Origin of the sequence: Halalkalibacillus halophilus DSM 18494 (assembly GCF_000423105.1) — a bacterium.
GTDB lineage: Bacteria > Bacillota > Bacilli > Bacillales > Alkalibacillaceae > Halalkalibacillus > Halalkalibacillus halophilus.
In genome coordinates this window covers 1-26,588 of the sequence record NZ_AUHI01000014.1, presented here as the reverse complement: position 1 = coordinate 26,588, position 26,588 = coordinate 1, and the positions used below count along the sequence as shown (strand labels likewise).

General features: G+C 39.3%; 18 protein-coding genes and 2 tRNA genes. All 20 read left to right on the top strand.

Features of this window, described 5'->3' with window-relative positions:
* The first annotated feature begins 8 nt into the window (after positions 1-8).
* Positions 9-1,979, top strand: coding sequence for a DHH family phosphoesterase (locus G532_RS0109265; protein WP_027964563.1), 1,971 nt, complete (start codon positions 9-11; stop codon positions 1,977-1,979).
* Complete coding sequence (gene rplI, locus G532_RS0109260) at positions 1,979-2,425, top strand: 50S ribosomal protein L9 (RefSeq protein ID WP_027964562.1); 447 nt, start codon at positions 1,979-1,981, stop codon at positions 2,423-2,425. Before G532_RS0109265 ends, rplI begins: the two co-directional genes overlap by 1 nt.
* A gap of 37 nt (positions 2,426-2,462) precedes the next feature.
* Positions 2,463-3,827: a replicative DNA helicase gene (gene dnaB / locus G532_RS0109255; RefSeq protein ID WP_027964561.1), complete on the top strand. Its 1,365-nt coding sequence runs from the start codon at positions 2,463-2,465 to the stop codon at positions 3,825-3,827.
* 178 nt (positions 3,828-4,005) lie between these two features.
* Entirely contained in the window at positions 4,006-5,298 is a 1,293-nt protein-coding gene (locus G532_RS0109250; RefSeq protein WP_027964560.1) for an adenylosuccinate synthase, read from the top strand.
* Between the two features lie 530 nt (positions 5,299-5,828).
* A tRNA-Asp gene (locus tag G532_RS0109245) sits at positions 5,829-5,905 on the top strand.
* 23 nt (positions 5,906-5,928) lie between these two features.
* A tRNA-Phe gene (locus G532_RS0109240) sits at positions 5,929-6,004 on the top strand.
* Positions 6,005-6,065: 61 nt separating this feature from the next.
* Positions 6,066-6,566 carry an NUDIX hydrolase gene (locus tag G532_RS0109235; protein WP_027964559.1) on the top strand — a complete coding sequence of 167 codons (501 nt, stop codon included), beginning with the start codon at positions 6,066-6,068 and terminating at the stop codon, positions 6,564-6,566.
* Positions 6,567-6,933: 367 nt separating this feature from the next.
* Positions 6,934-8,511, top strand: a complete 1,578-nt coding sequence (locus G532_RS0109230; protein WP_051189127.1) for a peptidoglycan DD-metalloendopeptidase family protein — start codon at positions 6,934-6,936, stop codon at positions 8,509-8,511.
* 395 nt (positions 8,512-8,906) lie between these two features.
* Entirely contained in the window at positions 8,907-9,614 is a 708-nt protein-coding gene (gene yycF, locus G532_RS0109225) for a response regulator YycF (protein WP_027964557.1), read from the top strand.
* 5 nt (positions 9,615-9,619) lie between these two features.
* The gene (gene walK / locus G532_RS0109220; protein ID WP_027964556.1) at positions 9,620-11,455 is read left to right on the top strand and encodes a cell wall metabolism sensor histidine kinase WalK; all 1,836 of its coding nucleotides are present in this window, start codon (positions 9,620-9,622) and stop codon (positions 11,453-11,455) included.
* The gene (locus G532_RS0109215) at positions 11,455-12,789 is read left to right on the top strand and encodes a YycH family regulatory protein (RefSeq protein ID WP_027964555.1); all 1,335 of its coding nucleotides are present in this window, start codon (positions 11,455-11,457) and stop codon (positions 12,787-12,789) included. Before walK ends, G532_RS0109215 begins: the two co-directional genes overlap by 1 nt.
* Entirely contained in the window at positions 12,790-13,650 is an 861-nt protein-coding gene (locus G532_RS0109210) for a two-component system regulatory protein YycI (RefSeq protein ID WP_027964554.1), read from the top strand. It abuts the gene before it with no gap.
* The gene (locus G532_RS0109205) at positions 13,647-14,444 is read left to right on the top strand and encodes an MBL fold metallo-hydrolase (protein WP_027964553.1); all 798 of its coding nucleotides are present in this window, start codon (positions 13,647-13,649) and stop codon (positions 14,442-14,444) included. Before G532_RS0109210 ends, G532_RS0109205 begins: the two co-directional genes overlap by 4 nt.
* Before the next feature lie 30 nt (positions 14,445-14,474).
* Positions 14,475-15,704 carry a S1C family serine protease gene (locus tag G532_RS0109200; RefSeq protein ID WP_027964552.1) on the top strand — a complete coding sequence of 410 codons (1,230 nt, stop codon included), beginning with the start codon at positions 14,475-14,477 and terminating at the stop codon, positions 15,702-15,704.
* Positions 15,705-16,217: 513 nt separating this feature from the next.
* The gene (gene rlmH, locus G532_RS0109195) at positions 16,218-16,697 is read left to right on the top strand and encodes a 23S rRNA (pseudouridine(1915)-N(3))-methyltransferase RlmH (protein ID WP_027964551.1); all 480 of its coding nucleotides are present in this window, start codon (positions 16,218-16,220) and stop codon (positions 16,695-16,697) included.
* 75 nt (positions 16,698-16,772) lie between these two features.
* Positions 16,773-18,707, top strand: coding sequence for a DUF2075 domain-containing protein (locus G532_RS0109190; RefSeq protein WP_027964550.1), 1,935 nt, complete (start codon positions 16,773-16,775; stop codon positions 18,705-18,707).
* 15 nt (positions 18,708-18,722) lie between these two features.
* Positions 18,723-19,028 (top strand): nucleotide pyrophosphohydrolase, encoded by a 306-nt coding sequence (locus G532_RS0109185; RefSeq protein ID WP_027964549.1) that lies wholly within the window; start codon positions 18,723-18,725, stop codon positions 19,026-19,028.
* Positions 19,029-19,473: 445 nt separating this feature from the next.
* Positions 19,474-20,676: a DUF6361 family protein gene (locus G532_RS0109180; protein ID WP_245570128.1), complete on the top strand. Its 1,203-nt coding sequence runs from the start codon at positions 19,474-19,476 to the stop codon at positions 20,674-20,676.
* Complete coding sequence (locus G532_RS0109175) at positions 20,669-22,444, top strand: phospholipase D family protein (protein WP_027964547.1); 1,776 nt, start codon at positions 20,669-20,671, stop codon at positions 22,442-22,444. The genes G532_RS0109180 and G532_RS0109175 overlap by 8 nt, the downstream gene beginning before the upstream one ends.
* Complete coding sequence (locus G532_RS0109170) at positions 22,441-25,710, top strand: DEAD/DEAH box helicase (RefSeq protein WP_027964546.1); 3,270 nt, start codon at positions 22,441-22,443, stop codon at positions 25,708-25,710. Before G532_RS0109175 ends, G532_RS0109170 begins: the two co-directional genes overlap by 4 nt.
* Positions 25,711-26,588: the final 878 nt, after the last annotated feature.

The window sequence follows — 26,588 nt, the reverse complement described above, 5'->3', positions numbered from 1 at the left end:
ACTTAAACATGAACGATGTACGAACGTTAATTGTAAACAAGAATATGTGGTTACTGTATTCACTAGCTGTGGTTCTAACGGCGATTGTGATTTATTATCAGTGGATTATTGGCCTTATTTTAACTGCATTTCTTGGTTTGTTGATTTATTTATCCATTAAAACGGAAGAAAAATTAAAGAAACGCACCGAACAATATATTTCTACTTTATCTCACCGCGTCAAAAAGGTGGGGGAAGAGGCGTTATTAGAGATGCCTTTTGGTATTGTTCTATTTAATGAAGACCATCAGATTGAATGGGCCAATCCTTATATGAACGAATACATGCGTGATGATGAAACATTGATCGGGGAACCTTTAAATAAGCTGTCTGAAGAGTTAACAACTGCAATCAAAGATGAAAAAGAAGAGTTTTGGTTACAGCTTGAAGATAAGCAGTATCAGACGTTTATTAAAAAGCAGGAACGATTAATCTACTTCTTTAATCGTACCCAACAAATAGAACTAGAGGGTCGTTATCATAATGAAGAAACGATTCTAGCGGTCATTTTTCTCGATAACTATGAAGAGTTGACACAGGCGATGGATGATACGTCGAAGAGTCATATGAACTCACAAGTAACTTCGATTTTAAATAAGTGGTCGAATGATTACGGATTTTACTTAAAAAGAACATCTCAAGAACGTTTTCTAGCTGTTATGAATAAAGAGATTTTATCGCAATTAGAAAGTACGAAATTTGAAATTTTAGATGAAGTTCGTGAATTAATTTCTGATCAGAATGTGCCTCTTACGTTAAGTATTGGTATTGGTAAGGGTACTTCGGATCTTCCGGAACTAGGTGAACTCTCTCAATCGAGTCTAGATTTAGCTCTAGGTCGTGGGGGAGATCAGGTTGCGATCAAGAACGAACAAGGAAAAGTGAAATTCTACGGTGGTAAAACAAACCCAATGGAGAAGCGGACGCGGGTGCGTGCTCGAGTGATTTCCCACGCGTTACGTGAATTGGTGAGAGAAAGTAATGACGTGTTAATCATGGGTCACCAAAGTCCGGATATGGATTCGATTGGCGCGTGTATCGGAATTCTTAAGATGGCTCAACAAAATGGGAAGAATGGATACATTGTATTTGACCCAGACGGCGTGAATACTGGTGTTCAGAAGTTAATAGATGAAATTGAAGAAGATGAGTCACTGGCGGATTGGTTTATCACACCAGAACAGGCTCTTGATATGGTTTCTAAGCATTCCTTAGTCGTGGTTGTCGACACGCATAAACCGTCGATGGTCATGGAAGAGAAGTTATTATCGAAAACGGAACACGTCGTTGTCATTGACCACCATAGACGTGCAGAAGAATTCATCAATGACCCGACACTTGTATATATGGAGCCTTACGCATCCTCAACAGCAGAGTTAGTTACAGAGCTTCTGCAGTATCAAGATGGACGCGTGAGACTATCGACGTTAGAGTCCTCTGCACTATTAGCTGGTATTATTGTTGATACTAAATCATTTACCCTGCGCACAGGCTCACGTACGTTCGATGCTGCTTCTTATTTACGTTCGAAGGGTGCAGACACCGTTTTCGTCCAAAAGCTCCTGAAAGAAGATTTAGACGTATATGTGAGAAGAAGCGAATTGATTAAAAATGCTACGGTCTTTAAAGAAGGAGTGGCAATTGCGAGAGGAAATGAAGGCGAGAGCTATGGGGCGATTATTATTGCCCAGGCTGCAGACACTTTACTTACGATGGACCAGGTAAAAGCATCGTTTGTGATTTCCGAAAGAGACGACGGCAGAATCGGTGTAAGTGCTCGCTCTTTAGGTGAGATTAATGTTCAAGTTATAATGGAGAGAATGAATGGTGGCGGTCATTTAACGAATGCTGCGACCCAGCTTGATGATTCCACGATGGATCAAGTGGAAGAGCAACTAAGAGAAATATTAGACGATCATTTGCAAGGAGGAGAATCATAATGCAAGTAATTTTTCTAAAAGATGTAAAAGGTAAAGGAAACAAAGGCGAGGTCAAGGATGTTCCAGAAGGCTATGCTAGAAATTACTTATTTAAGCATAACCTTGCAAAGGAAGCTACAAAGGGTAATTTAAGGCAGTTAGAAGGCCAACAAAAGAAAAAAGAAGAAGCGGAACAAGAAGAATTAGAGCAAGCGAAAAACTTAAAAGCTGTAATGGAAGAATTAACGGTGGAGTTAACGGCGAAATCTGGGGACTCAGGAAGATTATTCGGTTCTGTTACGAGTAAACAGATTGCTGATGAACTAAAGAAAACGCATGACATTAAAGTAGATAAACGGAAGATAGAGTTAGATGATCCAATTAGGAACTTAGGTTTTTCAAATGTTCCAATCAAGATTCACCCAGATGTAACGGCAACCATACGTGTGCACGTCAAAGAAAAGTAATCGTTGCAGCTGAGCGGAAGTAAAAGGGGGAAACGATGTGGCAGAACAGTATACACAAGATAGAGTCCCACCGCATAATATAGAAGCGGAACAAGCTGTATTAGGAGCGGTCTTTTTAGAGCCTGAAGCGATTATTACTGCAACGGAAATATTAGAAGCGGAAGACTTTTACCGGATCAGCCACAAACGAATCTTTGAACAAATGATCCGCTTAACAGATAAAGGAGATCCGATTGATTTAGTGACAGTGACGACTGCGCTAACCAATGCGGAGATTCTGGATGATGTTGGTGGGGTATCTTATCTATCCGATATAGCTAATGCTGTTCCAACTGCTGCGAACATTCAGTATTACGCGAAAATCGTTGAAGAAAAAGCGACACTTCGAAATATCATATCGGCTGCTACGAATATTGTTTCGAAAACATATGAAGAAGATGAAGAAGTAACAGATGTATTAGACCATGCGGAGAAAACCATTCTTGATATTTCTCAAGATAAGACGTCTGGTAAATTTCGAAATATTAAAGATGTCTTGATTAATGTCTATGATAATATTGAGCACTTGCACCACCAAAGTGAAGGGATTACAGGGATTGCGAGTGGGTTTCGAGACTTAGACAAGCTTACTTCTGGTTTTCAACGAAATGACCTAATAATCGTTGCCGCTCGTCCATCTGTTGGTAAGACGGCATTTGCTTTAAACATTGCTCAAAACGTTGCTATCCATTCGGATGAAAACGTTGCGATTTTTAGTTTAGAGATGGGTGCGGAACAGCTCGTTAGTCGTATGTTGTGTGCGGAAGGAAATATTGATGCCAACCGCCTTCGTAATGGTAATTTGGAAGAGGAAGACTGGGGCCGGCTGACGATGGCAATGGGTAGTCTATCGAATGCGGGAGTGTTTATTGATGACACACCAGGTGTGAAGGTTAATGAGATTCGTTCCAAATGCCGTCGTTTAAAGCAGGAACAAGGGTTAGGCATGATCTTGATCGATTACTTACAGTTGATCCAAGGTAGCGCGAATAGTAGAGAGAATCGTCAACAAGAAGTATCTGAAATCTCCCGTTCCTTGAAGGCTTTAGCTCGTGAATTAGAAGTACCAGTGATTGCATTATCTCAGCTTTCACGTGGTGTAGAGCAACGTCAGGACAAGCGTCCAATGATGTCTGATTTACGTGAGTCAGGAAGTATTGAGCAGGATGCGGATATTGTAGGTTTCTTATATCGTGATGATTATTATGATGAGGAATCAGAAAAAGAAAATATCATTGAGATTATCTTGGCGAAACAACGTAACGGTCCAATTGGTACAGTAGAGCTTGCCTTTGTAAAAGAGTATAACAAGTTCGTTGACCTCGATCGGCGTTACCAAGACTCGGATGTACCACCAGCTTAAGAGAGCCACCTATATCAATCTGATGTGGGTGGTTTTTTGTGGGTGGAGATTGTGGTAAAACACGGACGTTAATTTAGAAGTCATTAATAAAATTCGTATTTAACATTGATTATTCGTGATGATATTGGTAATATTAGTTCGTAATTGATTATTTTCTTAATATTAAGGAGGTCCAACCATGACAACAGCGATTGTAGTTGGTACCCAATGGGGCGACGAAGGAAAAGGTAAGATTACTGATTTTTTAGCAAAGCAAGCAGATGTAATTGCACGATTCCAAGGTGGAGATAATGCGGGGCATACGATTAAATTCAACGATGTCACTTATCACCTACATTTGATCCCATCCGGAATTTTTAATAAAGATAAATGGTGTGTACTTGGAAATGGAATGGTGATTAACCCGAAAGCACTATTAAAGGAAATGAAATACTTAGAATCCTATGACGTATCATTTGAGCATTTACGCATAAGTAGTCGCGCACATGTGATCATGCCTTATCATATTGAGCTAGACCGTCTACAAGAAGAACAAAAAGGCGTAGACAAACAGATCGGCACAACGAAAAAAGGAATCGGTCCAGCTTATAGTGATAAAATTAACCGCTGTGGAATCAGAATTGCCGACCTTTTAGATGACGAGTTGCTGTATGACAAAATTAAAGAACAAGTGGAAGAGAAAAATATTTGGCTAGAGAAGTTATATAATCAGCCACCAATCAATGTCGATGAAGTGTATGAGCAATATAAAGCATACGGCGAGAAGATTGCACCATACGTTACAGACACATCGATGCTTCTTGATGAAGCGCTGCAAAACAACCGAAAGATTCTATTTGAAGGGGCACAAGGTGTGATGCTTGATGTCGATCATGGTACATATCCATATGTTACTTCTTCAAGCACTTCAGCAGCAGGCGTTGCCACAGGAAGTGGAATCGGTCCAAATAAAATTGACTATGTCGTCGGTGTTTCTAAAGCCTATACGACTCGTGTTGGGGACGGACCTTTCCCGACAGAACTAGACGATGAGATCGGCGAACAAATCCGTAAAGTAGGAAAAGAATACGGCACAACAACAGGACGCCCACGCAGAGTAGGCTGGTTCGATGCAGTCGTGGTGAATCACGCAAGCCGCACAAGTGGGATGACCGATATTTCATTAAACTCCCTCGATGTCTTAACAGGCATTGAAGAATTGAAAATCTGTACCGCCTATGAATTAGACGGAGAAATCATCAAAGGCTATCCAGCTAGTTTAAAAGAATTATCAAAATGCAAACCAGTCTACGAAACAATGCCAGGCTGGAACGAAGACCTTTCTCAGGTCACACAGTTTGACGACCTACCAGAAACAACACAAAATTACGTCAAACGAATAGAAGCACTAACAGGCGTACCAGTAGCAATCTTCTCCGTCGGCCCAGACCGAGATCAAACAATTGTACGATACAGTCCGTTAGACAAATAGTAGTGTGGCCCTCCTTTCATTGTGGAAGGAGGGTTTTACTTTTGTGGAGGGTTCAATCAGTTGTTAGTGCGTTCCAATCAGTGTTCAGAGGTTTCAATCAGTCGTTAGCGAGTTCCAATCAGTGTTCAGAGGTTTCAATCAGTCGTTAGCGAGTTCCAATCAGTGTTCAGAGGTTCCAATCAGTGTTTAGAGGTTCCAATCAGTCGTTAGCGGGCTCCAATCAGTGTTCAGAGGTTCCAATCAGTCGTTAGCGGGCTCCAATCAGTGTTCAGAGGTTCCAATCAGTCGTCAGGAAGCTCAATCGCCCGTCAGCAGCGCACGCCAATCGCTCGTCAGGAAGTTCAATCGCCCGTTAGCACACGCCAATCGCCCGTCAGAAATTCCAATCACTATTCAGAACCACCACAACTGGAAATCATAATTCCCCTCTAATGTTTTTCCGGAATCATCATCCCCCACTCTTTTTTCAAAATTAACTTGTCAAAGCTTTTGAAACTATGGTAATATAAACGCTGTCCGATAATACATTTGGTCCGGTAGTTCAGTTGGTTAGAATGCCTGCCTGTCACGCAGGAGGTCGCGGGTTCGAGTCCCGTCCGGACCGCCATTTTTATTATAATTACATAGTATGGCTCGGTAGCTCAGTCGGTAGAGCAACGGACTGAAAATCCGTGTGTCGGCGGTTCGATTCCGTCCCGAGCCACCATTTTTTCAACACAGCAGAGAGAAAGCTGTGTTTTTATTTTGCTTAAAAAGGGTGAATCGTTGTGGAAGAAGAGTATTGGAATCTATTAGATGAAAATCGTGAGGATACAGGGGAAGTCCATAAGCGCGGAGAACCAATTCCGGAACACCGTTATCACTTAGTGGTGCGTGTTTGGATCAAGAATGCCCAAGGTGAATTCCTGATGTCCAAGCGTCATCCAGATAAACCAGAGCCTTTTAAATGGGAAGCGACTGGTGGGTCTGTAACAATTGGGGAAGATAGTTTAACGGGTGCGATTCGAGAAGTGAAAGAGGAGCTAGGTCTTACTTTGAATTCGGCTCACGGGGAGCTAATGCAGTCTGTTCTTCGTAAGCAGCATCAAAGCTTTTATGATGTATGGTTGTTTGAAGCGGAGGCAGAAATAAATGAACTGACTCTCCAACACGATGAAGTGGTGGATGTGAAGTGGATGACAACAGAGGAGATCGAGCGATTACACAGTGAAAATCAACTTTTGCCAACACTCGACTATTTTAGACAGATGATTCATGCAAGCGAATAAATCTTTATTTCTACTATCCGTAGAACATAAAATCGAATCACCCTGATTTATAGGAAAAATTGTCGAACATTGATATACTTAAAACGCTTTCATGCCAAGACATGGAAGGATTATTACAAGGGCGTAACAACTGCTTAAACTATTCTGAACAAACCACATTATAATGTGTAATTTTACACTTTTATAGCGGTTTTACATACAAACTTACCAGTTAATCCCTATTTATGATACAAGTTGATTACATTTTTAAAATATGCTTTATTTCCCTGAATTCAATATGGTAGATTGTTAAAGTGTAGAAAAATAGAGAGATAAAAGAGAAAGTATACACAAATCAACTTTTATGAACAAATTGGGGGAAACGGCCTTGGATAACTTATTTCAAAAAGTTATAAAAGGTGCTAAAACAAGTGTGCGTCACACAACAGATTCGTTGACTAAAAAGATAGCACTGACAACCGTACTAGGTTCCACACTTATGTTTAGCACAATGTATGCAGATTCACAGAATGAAGATTTAGTAGATGTCTATCACGTATATGTGGATGGAGAAAATATAGGAACAGTGACAGATAAAGAAGAGATTGAGGACTTTATTGATCAACAAGGCGAACAAGCTGAAGAAAACTATCAAGATGTAGATTTAGAGCCAGTAGAAGATGTTAGCTTTGTGCAAGAAGTGGTTTTCTCACCAAGTGAAGACACGGATGAAGTGAAAGACTACTTAGAGGAACAATTAAACTTTCATGCGACTGGTGTTTTATTAGAAGTTAACAATCAAGCATTAGGATATGTAAAAGATCTTGATGTGGCAAACAAAGCTTTAAATAAAGTAGTCGGGAACTACTTACCAGATAACGTGGATAAACAATTTGAGTTTTTGACAGAAGCGGAAGAGATGGATGAAAGTGAAATTACCCTTCATGACCTCCTACCTCAAAACGTTTTTGATGAAAGCATGGCGGAAAAGCAAGCAGAAGATGAGCCGGATCGCCAAACATTTACGCAAGAATCAGTGGAATTAAATGATGGTTCACTTGTATTGGATGTTGGTTTTTCACAAGAAATCACGTTTACAGAAACTGCAGTAGAACCGAATCAACTGATGGAAGCGAATCAGTTAGTGAAAATGATTGAAAGAGGGGCTCCAAGTGAGGAACCTCAAAAGATAGATACGGATGAAGAGATTGAACAAGTAGCGAAAGAATTTGATTTATCAACTGATGAATTACTAGAGTTGAATCCCGAGTTGGATGACCAAGAAATCATTCAAGCAGGTAAAGAAGTAAATGTATCGGAGTTCTCTTCGTTTGTAGATGTTTCTTTCACAGAAGAAAAAACGGAAGAAGAAACGTTAGACTACGAGGAAGTAACGGAGAAAACGAAGGATTTATATAAAGGCGAAAGCCGCGTGAAGCAAGAAGGTTCGAAAGGGAAGAAAGTTGTTACATACAAGGTGACGACAAAAAACAATAAAGTCATCGATGAAGAAAAAGTCGATGAAGATGTGGTAGAAGAACCGAAAGATCACATCATCGAAGAAGGAACGAAAGAACGCTCGCATATTGGAACTGGATCGTTCGCATGGCCAGCAGTTGGCGGATATATTTCTAGTCATCAAGGGCCGCGCTGGGGGTCTTATCATAAAGGAATCGATATTGCAGGACCGAGTGACCGTGCGATTTTAGCTGCGGACAACGGTACCGTTACATCAGCAGGTTATAATAGCGGCGGGTACGGCAACAAAATTGTCATTAACCATAACAACGGTTACCGCTCTGTTTATGCACATATGTCTTCCTTGAACGTAAGCCCAGGGGACACGGTTCAAAAAGGGGAAAAAATCGGAGTAATGGGATCGACTGGTCATTCGACAGGCATTCACTTACACTTTGAATTATACAAAAACGGTTCGTTAGTTAATCCAACGAATTATGTACGATAAGACCAAGCATCTCTAGCGATAATTATGTTATTGCTAGAGATTTTTTTATACACGAAGAGAGGTTTCTGGATATAGAGTGACTTTTGTGGATAAAGGTTCGCTTTTCTGAATATATACGCAACAATTCTGGATATCCTCGCCGCTTTTCTGGATATATTAAAAACCTTCTGGATATGAAGCGGCTTTCGTGGATAAAGCCTTACTTTTCTGGATAAATAAAATCACTTCGTATCCTATGAACCTTCCGCCACCAATCGCCTCACAAAAACACTCAACTACACATGATTTTCTCCGAATTAGGGAATGGAAGGGAATAGTATTCTTAAATAAGACATTTTGCTCTATTTACGATAGAATGGAAACTATAAGAACATGAAATGAGGATGGTGTATTTGATGAAATATACTGTATTAGTTGTAGAAGATGAAAAGCCAATCGCGGATATTTTGCAGTTTAATCTGGAAAAAGAAGGCTACCGTGTGGTGTGTGGATATGATGGAAATGAAGCCATAGATTTAGCGAAACAAGAAGAGCCAGACTTAATTCTTTTAGATATTATGCTTCCGGAGAAAGATGGTATGGAAGTATGTCGTGAAATTCGTAAAGATTATCAGATGCCGATTATTATGCTAACAGCTAAGGATTCTGAGATTGATAAAGTATTAGGACTAGAGTTAGGTGCCGATGATTATGTGACTAAGCCGTTTAGCAACCGCGAGTTAGTGGCGCGTGTAAAAGCGAATTTGCGCCGTAAAGGTTCAGATGACCCGCAGCAATCATCGAGCAATATTCCGAACTTAAAAATCGGTGGGTTAGAAATTAATCGTGAAAATTATTCCGTTACGCGTAATGGGGACCCGATTGATTTAACGCACCGTGAATTTGAGTTGCTCTTATACTTGGCAAGACATATGGGACAAGTAATGACGCGCGAGCACTTATTAGAAACGGTATGGGGCTATGATTATTATGGCGATGTACGTACAGTTGATGTAACCGTCCGTCGTTTACGTGAAAAAATCGAGGAAAATCCAAGTAATCCAAGCTGGATCGTAACAAGAAGAGGGGTTGGCTATTACTTGCGGAATCCTGAGCAGGAGTAGATTGTATGAAGCGTTTTAAGGGATTTTTTAAATCCATACAACTGAAGTTTATTATCATCTATATATTACTTTTGCTCATAGCTATTCAAGTAATCGGAGCTTATTTTGCTAGACAGTTAGAAACACAACTTCTAGAAAATTTTACGGACTCGATCAATGAGCGGGTCCAGCTTCTTGATTACAACTTGGAACAGTCCTTATCAGCCGAACGGGATGAGGATGATCCATCTGTAGATCAAGACGTGCGCTCGATTATCTTTGATTTTGATAATTCAGAGGATATAACGGAGATTCAAGTGATTGATTCGAATAGTCGGGTACTTGGAACGACAAGTCAATTTGACCAAAGTAATATTGGCAAAAGAACGACTGAATTACGGATTCAGCGGGCATTAACTGCCGGGAACCGAGAACAGAATGTGGTTTATAACCCGCAAACAGGTCACCGTACCTTAGTGGTGTCGAAGCCGGTATATCATAATGAAGAAGATGAAATTGCAGGTGCATTATACTTAGAAGCTTCCATGGAAGGCGTTTATAACCAAATGGAAGATATCAACCGGATCTTCGCCAACGGGACAATTCTCGCAATTAGTGTGTCTGCTTTACTAGGTATTTTAGTTGCGAGGACGATCACACGCCCAATCTCAGAAATGCGGAAACAAGCGAGAACAATGGCGGCAGGTGACTTCTCGAAAAAGGTTAATGTTTACGGGGAAGATGAAATTGGGCAGTTAGCGCATTCCTTTAATGACTTAAACAACAAGATCCAACTTGCGCAGGCTACAACCGAAGGCGAACGAAGGAAACTGAGTTCGGTTCTTTCTAATATGTCCGATGGGGTGATTGCAACCGACCATCTCGGGGATGTTATTTTAATGAACGAGCCGGCTGCGAAACTGATTGGCCGTAATTATGTAGAAGTACAAGGAGAGCCATTACTCGCTGTACTTGGTATCCAAAATCAGAACACCGATCTTCAGGAAGTAAAAGAAATGAACGGTATGATAATCGATTTTTCAGAGGAGGAAGAGCAGTTATTATTAAAAGCGAACTTCTCTGTCATTCAAGATGAGTATGGTGAAATCAACGGGTTCATTACCGTATTAAGTGATGTCACTGAAGATGAGAAAATTGAGCGGGAACGTAGAGAGTTCGTTGCTAATGTTTCCCATGAATTACGTACACCACTAACGACGATGCGTAGTTATTTAGAGGCATTAACTGACGGGACGACATGGAAAGATGAGAACATTGCACCGAAGTTCTTAAATGTCGTGCAAACAGAATCTGAGCGTATGATTCGAATGGTTAATGATCTGTTACAGTTATCGAAAATGGATAACAAGGATTATCGCTTGCAGAAGCGGCGCGTAGAATACGTCGAGTATATTAATCATATCGCCGACAGATTCGCCTTAAATTTAAAAGATGAACTAAACTTACTTCGTGAACTACCAAGTGAAGCTTGTTACGTATGGATTGACCAAGATAAATTGACACAAGTTCTGGATAATATCATCTCAAACGCGATCAAATACTCACCTGAGGGTGGAGAGATTATTATTTCAGCTGAGAAACAACGACACCAGATTTTAACGAAGGTTTCCGACCAAGGTGTAGGAATTCCTGAAGAAAACTTAGAAAAGATATTTGATCGATTCTACCGTGTGGATAAGGCACGTAACCGTCAGTTAGGCGGCACCGGACTAGGTTTAGCAATTGCCAAAGAATTAATCGAAGCCCATGACGGCAAAATCTGGGCAGAGAGTAATGAGGGTAATGGAACGACGATTTTATTCAGCTTGCCGTTGATGCGTAAGAAACGGAGGCAGAAATGATGAATATCGAACATTTAAAAACGATTATTCTGGTGCTTCTTGTTGGGGCAAGTCTGTTGTTAACCCTTGCATTGTGGACCTATCAACCTGATTTTGAGGAACTAGATCAGGCGACTTATTTGGATGAAACAGAATTAGGCGGAGAAGAGCGAAATGTTAGAGAATTAATTCGCCCGACGCAAATATCCTTTAATAATTTCAGAGAATACAGCATGATTAAAGATCAAGAAACGAAGCAACAACTCTATGATGAAATCACGGATTGGAGCTTTTCCCAAATCGATTCTCACACAACCGGCGGGAATGCGAGTGTACTTTCACGCAACATGGAAGTCACCTTTCCAATAGAAGTGCCACTTCAGATGATTGGTCAGATCTTTGATGTCGAGGATTTCGAGTATGAATGGAACCAAACATTTAACCGTGTGTACTTTCAGCTCGTTCAAAGCTCGGAGAATATGATTCGTGTTCAGTTTGCATCCAACGAACATGAAGAAACGCTTCAAGGGGAAATTGAGTCTGGAAGCGCTTATGAATTAATTAGCGATTATATTGTAGGAAACAATACGATTCCAGCTGAACGCATTGATTTACAATCAGGTACTTACATTTATGTCCCAACAGAGCCAGTGGAAGTAAGCAGCCCAACAATCTTAACTGAACGTTTAGAGAGACAAACGATTATTAATATTCTCTTTAATAACCCGTCCCTCGTCCGCCAGCAGAGATTATCGAGTTCTACAGAGGATCGTAATTTTACAGATGGCACAAGAGAGCTTCAAACGAGCCAAGTGCTTCGCAATCAAGAATTCATGACCTATGTGAACCCGCTTACGGTGGAAACCATGTCGATGACGGACCAAGAATTAATCCGAAGAAGTATCGATTTTAACAATGACCATTTAGGCTTCACCGATGACTTTCAAATCGACCAAATTCAAAACGCATCGAACACGATTGATTACCGTATGCATTATGATGGGACGCCGATCTTTGATGAATCGGACTATTGGATGATGGAACAGTCGTGGTCACCGAATGAACTACAAGAGTTCAACCGACCACTATTTGAAACCCAAACAAGGTTTCAAAATGAAGGTGACGTGGACGAGTTAGATTCAGGAATAGATGTGTATCAATTTTTCGAAAATAACCAAGATGAATTTTCACTCGACTTAATAGAAAATATGCGAATTGGATATGCCGTCGAGATTGGTGATGAAGTTTCTGGCGTATTATTTTTACAACCAACGTGGCATATATATTATGCAGGCAGATGGCGTACGATAGATTACTTCGAAGAACGAGTGATGCTTCAAGAGGAGAGTGGTTAGATGCAGTGGGGAGAAATAAAGACGTTGTTTATTGTCAGTTTTTTGATACTAAATATCTTTTTGCTGCAACAGTTTCTTGATAAAATAGAAGAGACCAACATTGAGACCCTAGCTCAGACAACATTTGAAGATCGATTAGACGCAGAAGAAATAGAATTAGGCGAACTACCTGAACGCGGCCAACGGGAGACCTATGTCTCTTCTCAGCGGTATACACTGACAGAGGAAGACTTGGAGTATCTCGAGGAATCTCTAGATAACCAAGAAAACAATGTTGTAGAAAACGAAATCATTCTCGGGGAATTCTCTGAACCAGTTGAAATAGACTTAGAAGAAAACCGAACTGATTCGTTAACGAGCTTTAAAAATCGCCTGTTATTTGGTTCGGAATATACGTTATGGGAACACCGTGAAGAAGATAATATGTTGTTATTCTTCCAAGAAAAGAATGGCAGGCCGATTTATTATAATTTAGCAGGTGTACTAGCCGTTGAATTAAATGAAGACGGAGATGCGATTAGATATGCGCAGAGTATTTTAGAAGATGTCGAGGTACAAAGTGAAGAACAAACCGTCCTAGACCCAATTAACGCAATTGAAGTGTTATACACAAACGATGCGTTAGAAAGTCAAGACGAGCTAACCGATATGAGCTTAGGTTATCATACGTTGGTACCGTTAGAAGATGGAGTGCAAATCTTTGCACCAACATGGAAGATGACAATCAATGAAGAAGACACCTATTTCGTCAATGCGATGGAAGGGCAGTTAATTCCAAATAATGAAGAAGAATTCGTCCAACAAATTACACAGTACATGGAATACCAGGTCGAACAATTAATTCGGAGTGAATCAGAATGACCTTACAATTTAGCGTTTTAGCATCAGGAAGCTCTGGAAATGCTTTCTACGTAGGAACAGATAACGTCAAGCTACTTGTTGATGCAGGACTTAGTGGAAAGAAAATAAAAGAACAATTAGCCCAAATCAATGTATGCCCGACCGACTTAGATGGCATATTAGTGACACATGAGCATAGCGACCACATTAAAGGATTGGGGGTCATGGCACGAAGGTACCAGCTCCCAGTCTATGCCAATGAAAAGACACGGAAAGCGATCGATACGTCATCCGTTGGTGAAATCATTACCGATCAAAAATTCTCCTTCGATATGGAATCCGTAAAGACTTTGGCAGATTTAGATGTCGAGAGCTTCGGAGTCTCCCATGACGCTGCAGACCCGATGTTCTATATCTTTCATTACGAAGGCAAAAAGGTCGCGATGCTAACAGATACCGGCTATGTTTCCGAGCGAATGAAGAAAAAAATCGAAAACGCCGATGCAATCCTGTTTGAAGCGAACCATGATGTGGGCATGCTACAAATGGGGAGATATCCGTGGAACGTTAAACGAAGGATATTGAGCGATCTCGGTCACGTGTCCAACGAAGACGCCGCGATCGCGATGATGGATGTCATCGGTGATCAGACGAAAAGCATTTACTTAGGGCATTTAAGCCAGGACAACAACATGATCGATATCGCTAGAATGAGTGTCGAACAATATTTAAAACAACATGACATCGGCGTAGGGGACAAACTACACATTAAAGATACCAGCCCTACAAAAGCAACGCCTATTGATTATATATAAGCTTGTGAAAAAAATGGTGAGGTGTAAGAGATGGGTTATTACGATAATCATATACCAAAGAAAAGCAAAGAACGAGGATGGCTATTACCAACATTTATCGGATCAATACTAGGAGCATTGATTATCCTCCTAGCATTGCCAGCATTAGTGCAGTCCGATTTCATCCCGTATGATTTATCCGTGCAAGAAGCGGCGGATGAAAACGATCAATCCGGTGAGTCGCAAGGCGAAGAAGGTGCGGATCACCAACCAGTGAATGTCGACATTTCCTCTCGAACTACAGAAATAGTGGAAGAAGTATCTTCAGCAGTAGTTGGAGTCGTGAACATTCAGAACCAGAACATCTTCGGTGGCTCGCAACAACAACCGGAAAATGAGAATGCACCCACTGGTTCCGGAGTTATCTATAAACAATCCGATGAATACGCCTATATCGTGACCAACTATCACGTGATTGAAGGCGCCGATTCGGTGGAAATTGTCTTCTCAGATGAAGAACAGACAGAAGCGGAAATCGTTGGAGGAGATATGTTCTCTGACTTAGCCGTATTACGTGTTGATGAAGAATTCGTCGATCACGTCATTGAAATCGGAGACTCGAATAACTTAAACGTCGGTGAACCATTACTTGCGATTGGAAACCCACTAGGCTTACAATTTGCAGGATCCGTCACCCAAGGAATCTTAAGCGGGAAAGACCGCCTAATTCCACTGGATTTCGATAACAACGGCATTGTCGACTGGCAAGCAGAAGTTATTCAAACCGATGCTGCGATTAACCCTGGTAACTCAGGAGGAGCCCTCGTGAACATGGAAGGGGAGCTAATCGGAATTAACTCGATGAAGCTTGCCTCTGCCCAAGTAGAAGGATTAGGCTTCGCGATCCCAACAGCATCAGCCGTGCCAATCATGGAAGAACTCGAACAAGACGGTGTCGTGACTCGTTCGTACTTAGGAATCTCTCCATATTCCTTAACAGATGTCGCACAGTACCACTGGTCGAACACGCTTAACCTACCTTCAGAAGTAGAAGGAGGCGTCCTAGCTGCATCAGTAGAAAATGTATCCCCTGCGGCACAAGCAGGACTAGAACAATACGATGTCATCGTCGAATTAGACGGGACACCAGTCATGAACGTATTAGAATTACGCCAACACTTATATAACGAAACAAGTCCCGGAGATGAACTCACCATCACCTTCTACCGTGACGGCGAACGCCAAGAAGTAACAACAACATTAACATCTCAAGAATTTTAAGAGGAAAGGCTTGCTGCTGATAAAGTAGCAAGTCTTTTTTAAATCTAAAACATTAAGAAAGTAAAAAGGAATCGTTCGGAAATAAAGTTATACACAGAAAAAGAGGACTTACCCACAAATTGTGCATAACAATTTTAGCGATGTATGTATATAGAACGTATATTTAAATGGACCTCTAAATATAGCACGAACATATGTTGATATGTTAGTAACTCTGTGGATAAGTATATATTTATCCACTAAAAGGGTACTTTTCCCGAGTTATACATGCTCATCCACACTTCATGTGCACAAGTTGGGGATAGAAAGAGAAAGGGTAAGATAAAAGGCTTTTCCTTCGTCAACGAACTAATTGTGGATAACCTGTGCACAAATTATCGTTCGCTTTTCAACATCCAAAAAGCAATAAACAACTATGCAAAATTATTTCACTCACAAATATTGTTCGGTTTTTCATTTAATCCAATATTCGGTATACTTAAAATACAAAAAAAGACGAAGGAGCACCCAACTATGCAGATCACAATCGTCTCCGTAGGCAAGTTGAAAGAGAAATACCTCAAACAAGGCATCGACGAATACCTAAAACGCCTAACCAAATACGCCAAAGTAAATATTATCGAAATCCCAGACGAACAAGCACCAGATAACCTCAGCAAAGCAGACGAAGAACAAGTCAAAAACAAAGAAGGAGAGAAGGTATTAACAAAGTTATCCACAGACAGCTACGTCATCACCCTAGAAATCGAAGGTAAACAACTTACATCTGAAAAATTCGCTAAAAAACTAGACGAACTCGCTACATATGGAAAGAGTAAAGTCGCATTTGTGATTGGAGGCTCTTTAGGATTAAGTGAAGATGTGAAGAAAAGAAGTGACTACGCGATTTCATTTAGCAAGATGACTTATCCACATCAGTTGATGCGGTTGATTTTGTTGGAGCAGGTTTATCGGGGGTTTAGGATTTTGAGGAATGAGCCTTACCACAAATAAAGGTAATTCTAAATCTTATGAAGAATTCTTATAGAAGAAGATTTAATATTTAAAGCCGAAAGCTAGGTGATTAAAGTGCTCGTATACGAAGCTAGCAAAAGTGAGTTCCTAACACATGTTGATCAAGATGTCTTAGTCCAACATATCTTATCAAAATTCCAAGAAAAGCTCGGGAGAACAACTAGCGAGTCTGAAATTCGTTCATGGGACAATTCCATGTTACATATGTACCGGGTTCTTAATGATACAGATATACCTGAAAATGCTGGAGTGGCCATTGAGTATAGCATTCCCCAAACATCGAAACGAGTAGATTTTTTGATTAGTGGGGTTGGTGATGACCAGGATCAAGTTATTATTGTTGAACTAAAACAGTGGGCAAACGTGGAGAAGGTCGAGGGGAAAGAGGCAATTGTTCGAACAGCTCTTAGTGGTGGATTAAGAGAAGTCCCTCATCCATCCTATCAAGCGTGGTCTTATGCCGCACTGATCGAGGATTATAATCAAAATGTGCAGGAGAAGTATATTAATTTATATCCTTGTGCGTATCTACATAATTATCACTATGTAGAAGATGATCCGTTAACGGATTCTGATTATGACCATTACTTAAGTCAAGCGCCTGTCTTTGGCAAGGGTGACGTTCAAAAGTTAAGAAACTTTATCAAGTCTTATATCACATATGGTGATGACAAAGAGATTTTATATCACATTGAACAAGGTAAAATTAGACCTTCTAAATCCTTGCAAGATTCACTGAATAACATGCTACAAGGTAATCGGGAGTTTGTGATGATTGATGAACAAAAAGTTATTTATGAAACAGCAATTGAACTCGCAGAGAAAGCCACTAGCCACGACGAAAAACAAGTGATGATTATTGAAGGCGGCCCTGGCACGGGGAAATCGGTATTGGCGGTGAACTTATTGGTAGCTTTGACAGGTCGAACCATGACCAGCCAATACATTACAAAGAATTCAGCACCACGAGAGGTTTATTCGACTAAGCTTAAAGGTGATTTTAAGAAGACACGGATCGATAATTTATTTAAGGGCTCGGGGAGCTATACAGAAGCGGAAGCAAATGAACTTGATGCTTTAATTGTGGATGAAGCCCATCGTTTAAATGAAAAGTCAGGGATGTTTCAGCACTTGGGTGAAAATCAAACGAAAGAAATTATTAACGCGTCGAAGTTCTCAATCTTTTTTATTGATGAAGACCAACGCGTGACCTTAAAAGATAAAGGTAGCATAGATGAGATTAAGAAGTTTGCTGAGGAGATGGGTGCTAGGATCACAACAGGCTTTCTTGATTCTCAGTTTAGATGTGATGGTTCCGATGGTTATATAGCTTGGTTAGATGATGTATTGCACATTCGAGAAACGGCGAACGCACATGATATGGCTATTGATTATGATTTTCAGGTTTTTCGAGATCCGAATGCTTTATTACAGGCCATTGAAGAAAAAAACAAACGTAACAATAAGTCGCGTTTGTTGGCAGGCTATTGTTGGGAGTGGCCGAAAAAGTACCGAGCTTCAACAGAACATAAAGATATTCAGATTCCTGAGCATGACTTTTCAAAAAGCTGGAATCTAGATAATACGCACACCTGGGCCATTGATGAGAAGTCTGTCAATGAAGCGGGCTGCATACACACGAGTCAAGGGCTTGAGTTTGACTATGTAGGTGTCATTATCGGAGATGATCTACGCTTTGAACAAGGTGAAGTCATCACGGACCATATGAAAAGAGCCAAGTCAGACCAGTCATTAAGAGGTATCAAAAAGATGATGAAAGAAGATCCTAAGAAGGCTAACAAGTTAGCCGATCAAATCATCAAAAATACGTACCGGACATTAATGACGAGAGGTCAAAAAGGTTGCTATGTCTATTGTACGGACCCCCAGTTAGCTGATTATTTAGAAAAAAGACTTAATCAAGTTCATAAAAAGGAGTTTCTATTAGTTGCGGAGAGTCGCGCTAATTATGGAAATCTTAGTGACTAAAAAAGGGGCAAAAAAATGAGCGATGTGAATAAAATAATTAACTCCATCGACGACTTTCGAGATGAGCGGAATTGGCGTCAATATCACAATCCGAAAGACCTTTCTGCCTCTATCTCAATTGAAGCAGCTGAGCTTTTAGAGAGTTTCCAATGGGTTAATAGCGAAGAAGCCCTTAAGAAAAATAGTACTAACATTGAAGATGAAATAGCGGATGTTTTGATCTATTCACTCATGTTGTGTTCTGATTTGGACTTAGATGTTGAAAGAATTATTAACGATAAATTGAATAAAAATGCTCTGAAATATCCTGTGGAGAAATAGGTTGTTTAAGCGTAGAAATTAGTCACGCAAATATTCGCTTAATAAAAATGGGTGGTCTCGTATAGAGAGCACCCACTTCACTATTACTTATCAAATTGAAACGTATCATTCATACTCACCGAACCAAAATCTTTACCTGCCATTCGTTTATATTAAAAGGAAACTTTCTTTTTAAAATTATCTCTCTCCCAATATTCTGTTTTATATAACACTACCTGGTTAAATTTGATAACATTCTTTTGAAGAAGGTGTTATTGAATGCATCTTATTGTAAGAGGAGCTTCAATCAGAGTTATCGCCCTTTAACTAGTGAAATTGGTTGAGGGAAGCTTCTTTTTTATCATTCATATAGAATTAGCAGGTATTTTATCATCTTCTATTGAATCCCTGTATTACCCCATTATTTAAATTGGGGCATACTATAAACAACGAAGAGAGCTGACTCATGATGAAATCATTACAAATAGGATGGGTAGATTATTCAAAAGAACATCGCAGTAAAGTCATGTCGGTATTGGATCTATTAAATGAAAAAGGTGCTGTGGATGAGCTTGGTATTGGGATGATCCGAGATGGGTTTGGTGACGTTTTATTTCCTGGTACTTCTACGATCCAAACAAGAGCGAAATACCATTTTATTATTCCCTATATCATGATGGAATTGGAAAAGGAGACCTTTTCAACGGTTGATGGTTTTTTGGAAGCGCTTGCCGAGAAAGAATTGGACATAGTTGAACTTTTTTCAAACTCGAATGAAGATGGAGTGATTGGTCAACGTGCTGGCAGAAGCTTAAAGCGAAGGCCTTCTTCTATTTATTGGAACGCTCTTCAAACGTTTGAAATATTCAAGTATCCTAATATATCTCAAAATAATTATGCAAAAATGGCAATTGAAAAGAGCAAAAATATAAAAGCAGCTAAAAATTATGGTTTGGAAGACTCAGCTGAACATAAATCGATGGTGCATGGATCGAGCTATGATTTCTGGAATTGCCCGATTCCAGATCCAAATTGGAAGCACGATTTGACAATGAGCCTAAACGAAGAAGAAGCTAAACACTTAAAAGAGAGAATTATTACTTCCCCTTATTCAAGTGAAAGTCTAATGGCTTTTATTCTAAATCAAGATTCCGGTCTATTACGCCGAATCGAAAGTTTTGATCAAATTGGAGAAGTATATGATTTACCACCAGATTTAAAGCAATGGTATGACAAAGCATATAATATGAGTTTGTTTTTAGAAGGTGCTAACATTCGCTATAACTACCTGCTTTCTAATAAAGAAAATGACAAAGCTTATAGCGAGTGGAGAAGGTGGTTGTCTGATGATTTTGTGAAATACGAGTTTAGTGAGTTTAACTTTAAAGAGATTTTAGTTGATTTGAAAATATCAAATTATAAATTGAGAAATTTTCTGGAGAGTTGGCAAACTGTGGTTACTCGGGGATTGGAAGAAGAGATTGATGAACTAATCCTTAAACGAGAAATACAGTTAAAGACGAAAGAGCGTGCTAAGTTGTATAACACCAAATACTATGGGTACGAGGCTGGTACTTGGTTAGGTGCTCAAAGGCTTAGCTACCGGTTCAAAGACACTAAAACGATATTGTTAGATATATTTGATGGGTTGGAGGGAGAGCATGATTAATGTAACGGAAGACCGGTTGAATTATAGTGAACTGTTGCACCCTCCGGAAGGCTATCGAGTCGAATTTGCTGTGGCCAATACATATTCTCTAGATTTGGAAACGTTAATTGGTTTTCCTATTGCACTAAACATGTCTGCGGAGATGAACAAGACTGTTTTAAATGATCCACTTTCCATTATCGAAGGGATTAGACAGAGCTCAGAGCGTTTGGCGGTGTTTTGCCAAGGTGGTCAAATGCTCAATTCAGGACGAGAAAACCGTTCTATTTTTGGCTTACTCGAAGATAATGTGTTCGAGGTAAATTTAGAAGATCAGCAGAAATCTTTTCATCCAAAGATTTGGTTAATTAAATTCGTGAATGAAGCGAATGAATCTAGGTATCGTTTAATTGTACTTAGCCGGAATATGACTTTTGACCGGAGTTGGGACATGGCAGTAGCTTTAGAAGGTAAAAGGACGGAGCAAAATGCTGGACCCGATACGGAGCCTCTAATCAATTTACTTACATTCTTAAAGTCTAGTATCAGTAGCCACCCTAAGTCGCAAGCTATACAATCTATTATTGAGGAACTTCCCTATATAGAATTTGATGCTGAAGATAAACACATCAAGGATATGAATTTTCTACCATTAGGAATAGAGACGAACCAAAGTGAGGTAGGCGAACTCTTCTCTTATTACCATCAAATGCTGATTGTATCACCGTTTTTAAGTAAAAGCATGTTGGAAAAATTGATGAAACTGAAACTGACTGATGAGAATATGAAGAACATTTTAATTACACGACGTACCGAGCTATCAGAATTACCTTCCAATGCCTTTGATCACTTTGATGTTTATGTGATCAAAGAAACGATTATTGACGGGGAAGAGATGATTAGTGAAGGTCTGGAACTGCCAGACCTTCAAGAAATTCATGCCAAGTTATATGTGAAGAGAAAGTATAATATATTTAATTTCTATGTTGGGTCGGCAAACTGTTCTAATAATGCTTTTCATGGGAACGTAGAGTTCTTGCTAAATTTTCAATATAAACGGTGGGGATTCAAGTTTGATGAGTTAATCGAGGAATTACTTGGGGAGGACCACAAGTTTCAGCCATTTGAAAAAGTTGAAGAGATCCCTGTGCAAGAAGAGGTTGAAACTCCAATTAAAGATAGATTGGCAGACGAAGTTAGAAGACTAAGCAACCTGCACTCTCAAGCGACGGTTACAGCTACAGAAAATCAATATGAGCTCCTAATAGAATTCGATGATTTTGTCCCACACTTTGATATGACTATATCACCTTTGCTCAGTAAAGCTAGTGCACAACTAAAGGAAAAAGTTACTTTTCATCAGTTAGACTTATTAGAATTAGGAGAATTCTACTTGGTAAGAGTTGAAAGTGGTGGAGAGAGAGTCGAGAGAATTATTAAAATTGATACATTTGGGATCCCTCCCAATCGTAATCAAAAAATCTATCAACATTTAATAAAAGATTCGAATTACTTTCTTCAATATATATCCTATTTATTAGCAGATGACTTCTTGTTGACTTCCTTAGAGGACAAGCATTTATCTGGGCTAGAAAATGATTTTCAAAGCAAGCAGGACTACATTCCAGTCATTTATGAGAAAATGTTACGAACAGCTTACTACTCTCCAGAGAAGTTAGCGGATATAGAAGAGATAATGAACCTGATTGAAAGAGAATCTGTTGTTCCTGAGACATTTTTGAACGTTTATAGCACCTTTCAGCAAGTAATAGAGGATGTGACAAAATGAACGACCTAAAAGAGATCGAAAAGAATATACTAGATGGGCTTAAAGATTTTCAGCAAGCAACGGTCTCAAGAGTTTATTCTCTTTTCACTACTGGATATCATCGTGTTCTTGTTGCAGATGAAGTAGGACTCGGGAAGACGATGATAGCTCGTGGCGCTATTGCCAAACTAGCCCAAGATCATGTAGCTTCCGGTAAAAAGGATAAATTTAAAGTGGTGTATGTATGTTCCAATCAAAGTATCGCTTCACAGAATATAAAGAAGTTACAAATTGAAGGAACGAATTTTAACCATTCACATTCGGAAAACCGTTTAACGATGCAGCATAAAGTCATTGCTCAAGAAAGATATTTAAAGGATCGTGCACCTGCAAATCTGCAGCTAATACCTTTGACTCCGTCTACCTCTTTTTCAATCACTAATAGTGTTGGGAATGTTGCCGAAAGGGCTTTAATTTATGAAGTGCTAAAAAGTTACCGTTTATTTGATGGGTACCAGGATAAATTAAATACCCTTTTGCAAGACCAAGCGTTCAAAGGATGGAAGCACGCGTTGAAAAGGTATCAGCCAGAGATTAAGTCATTAGAGGAGCAAAGTGAAGGCGAATACCTTAAAAGTTTACATGAACAGATTGATAAGTATTTAGATCAAGACGAAGAACTATTGAATTTAATCATACATGTATGCGAAAACTCAGATGATCTTATACATATTGATAAACGACATAAGCATGCGATTCAATTAATATATAAACTTCGAAAAATGTTTGCAGACATTAGTATTGATCAAATGAATCCAGATTTAGTAATTATGGATGAATTTCAACGGTTTCCTGAGTTGGTTGATTCTAATAGTGATTCCGAGACCGCATTAATCGCACAGAAATTCTTTGGGTCAGCGAATGAGACGTCTCGGTTGAACGTGCTCCTACTATCTGCGACACCATATAAACTATACTCGACTGTAGAAGAGATGGAAGAACTAGGACACGATGAACATTACAAAGAGTTCTTTAGATTATTTGGGTTTTTATTTGAAGAGCACCCTGATGAACTTAAAAGGTTTAAAGATAGGTGGGAAACTTATTCTGATTCCCTTCGCACATTAAAAGAAGGCCATTCAGCTATTATTCAAATTAAGAATGAAGCAGAAGAGAGTTTGTATAAAGGTATTGCTAGAACGGAAAGGAATTCTGTAAAAGGTGCAGATAAGCTTATTTCAGAAGTTCCAACTGAACTAAGAATAGAAAAAGCAGATATTACTTCCTACATGGAGATGAACCAAAAACTAGATAATCTAGGTATTCCTATGGAGGTTCCAACTGATTATGTCATGTCGGCACCTTATTTGATGTCGTTTATGGAAAAATATAAATTGAAAAAAGAACTAAATCATAAAGTGTCTGAACAGCCAAGCAATATGAACAAATTAAAAAGTAGGAACTTGTGGATTGATAAAGATCAAATAGCAAATTATGATAAAGTCCCTTATCGAAATGCAAAATTAAAATTACTCGATGAAAAGCTTTTTGATAACCAAGCAGAATTACTGCTGTGGGTACCACCGTCCCTTCCGTATTACGAACTGGGCGGTCCTTTTAAGGAACAAGCAGACTTTTCGAAGGTATTAATATTTTCTGCGTGGGAAATGGTGCCGCGTGCTGTCTCGACGTTAATTTCATATGAAGCAGAACGCAAGACAGTAGGCCAATTAATAAAAGGTGAACAGCAAAAGGAAAAAGAAAAAAAGCATTCCTATTTTGGAGACACGTACCCTACCCCGAGAATTAATTTTTCTATGAGGGATGGAGATACAAACAATATGAACCACTTGACCTTGTTGTATCCATCAGAAACTTTAGCAGATTTATTTGATCCGATGGTAAGCTTAAATAATAATCAAGGTATTAATGAAATAAAAGCAGGAATACGAAAAGAACTTGTTCACTTGCTAAACGAGTTAGATATTCAACCTGATAATTCTACCAACAGAGAAGATGAAAGCTGGTATTATCTAGCACCGGTATTGTTTGATAGAACTAAAGCTTTGCCTTATATGTGGTTTGATAGAAGTGCCATGTCAGAAGCAAGTAGAGTTGACTCTGATACTAGTGAAAAAGAGAAGGGAGCTTTTACCCAACACCTGAATCAGTTAAGGAATTGTTTCTTTCATCCTGAGTCATTGAATCTCGGAAGACAGCCCTCTGATTTAGTGGAGGTGTTAGTCGAGATGGTGTTAGGTTCTCCAGCTATTGTCTCGTTAAGAATGTTAGGTGAAAAGCATAAAGATTCTATTCCACTTGCTCTTCAACTGGCAAGAAAGCTCATTGATCGAATGAATACACCGGAGGCTACTGCTATTGTTGAATTAACGTATGGTCAAAGCGAAATACGTAAGCCCCACTGGAAGAAACTGTTGAAGTACAACGTGGATGGGAATATACAATCCATGCTTGATGAATATGCCCATATGATGATTGGAGAAGCGGGATTGCATCAGCTCTCCAAGGAACAACGTGATAGAGAACTAGTTGATCTAATAAAGGATGCTTTCACCAGTCAGGCGGGGAGGTATACCGTAGACACATATGATAATTTCAAAAAAAGAAATACAGACCCTGATGCTACTGTAGAGCAGGTTAATATTAGAACAAATTTTGCAGTGAGTTTTAGTGGGAGAAAAAATGAAGAGTCCGCGGAGACAAGAAAGTTAAATGTTCGAAAAGCCTTTAATTCGCCTTTAAGACCTTTTGTGTTGACTACGACGTCAGTGGGGCAAGAAGGGTTGGATTTTCACCATTATGCTCGTAAAGTCTGGCACTGGAACCTTCCTTCTAACCCTGTTGATATTGAACAAAGGGAAGGAAGGATCAACCGTTACAAAAGCTTTGCGATTCGACAGAACATAGCTGGGTATGCGCCTTCGATTTTGTTTAAAGAAAACATATGGAATGAAATGTTCGACTATGCAAGCAATATCGAAAAAGATGCAGCAACACCTGCATTAGTTCCTTTTTGGACTTTACCGAACAAAAATGACATTAAAATCGAAAGAATTGTTCCCTACTATCCCTATAGTAAAGAACAAGCAAAATACAAACGCTTAATGAAGATCTTACAGTTGTATCGCCTTAGTCTAGGACAACCTAAGCAAGAGGAATTAGTAGAATACTTCATGAATAGCGATGTTGATGAAAACTTTTTACAAAGTTTATTTTTGAATATAAGCCCTTATTTTAAGGAGCCATCTAAGTATTTAAGCGAATGATAATTTAGGTATCTCATCCATTCGCGCGTTTGAGAATGGATGATTATTTATGTGTATAAGATTATTTCACGATCATCTAAGAAACCAATTCGAATTCAACTCACCAAAAAAGGTGGTCCGATATCAAGAAAATTGCTACCTTTGCCCACACGGAAATAGGTTAAGTCACTGACCATAACCTGATATGGTGTTTCCTAGTGAAAGTCATGATTGAGCTTGTTTCCAATATCGGATTCGTTAACAGGAGATTTCTTTGGATTAATTGAGCGCCTGTATACTTATACACTAGCCCCGGCTATTTCATATTTCGGCCAATGCGAAGTCGGGAGACATACCACCCTTGCTATGCGAGATCAACCTTAATTTTGCGTTGCCCATAATTTGATAAACAAACCCGTTTTCTTAGTTGTTCTCTAAAATCTTTAAAGATATTGATATTGTTACATCACAGCTTTTCTTTATTTTACACAATGCACTTAGAAGTACACAATGTTACTTTGTAAACATGCAGGAAACATTATAACTTAATAAAAAGGTAAATAAATTCAAAATATTTCGTTTATATTATTGCGATTTTTTAAAAATTAAGTTACAATTTGTAACAAACAATTACAAAATACACCATTAATTGTTTTTCTTATTAAATTAGGAAGGAGGATGTAAAAAAACTTAACAATCACTATTTTTAAGGAGAGGAAAATTATGTTTAAAAAATCATTTATGTCAGTACTCACTTTAGCACTAATTTTTACCACCCTATCATTTAGTTCTCCTATAGCTGCGGATGGGTCTGACGAACCTGATAATGAATCCGTAGATAACAACGACATTGAAATACAAGCAAATACCATATGGAGAACTTATAACAAAATTGTCCC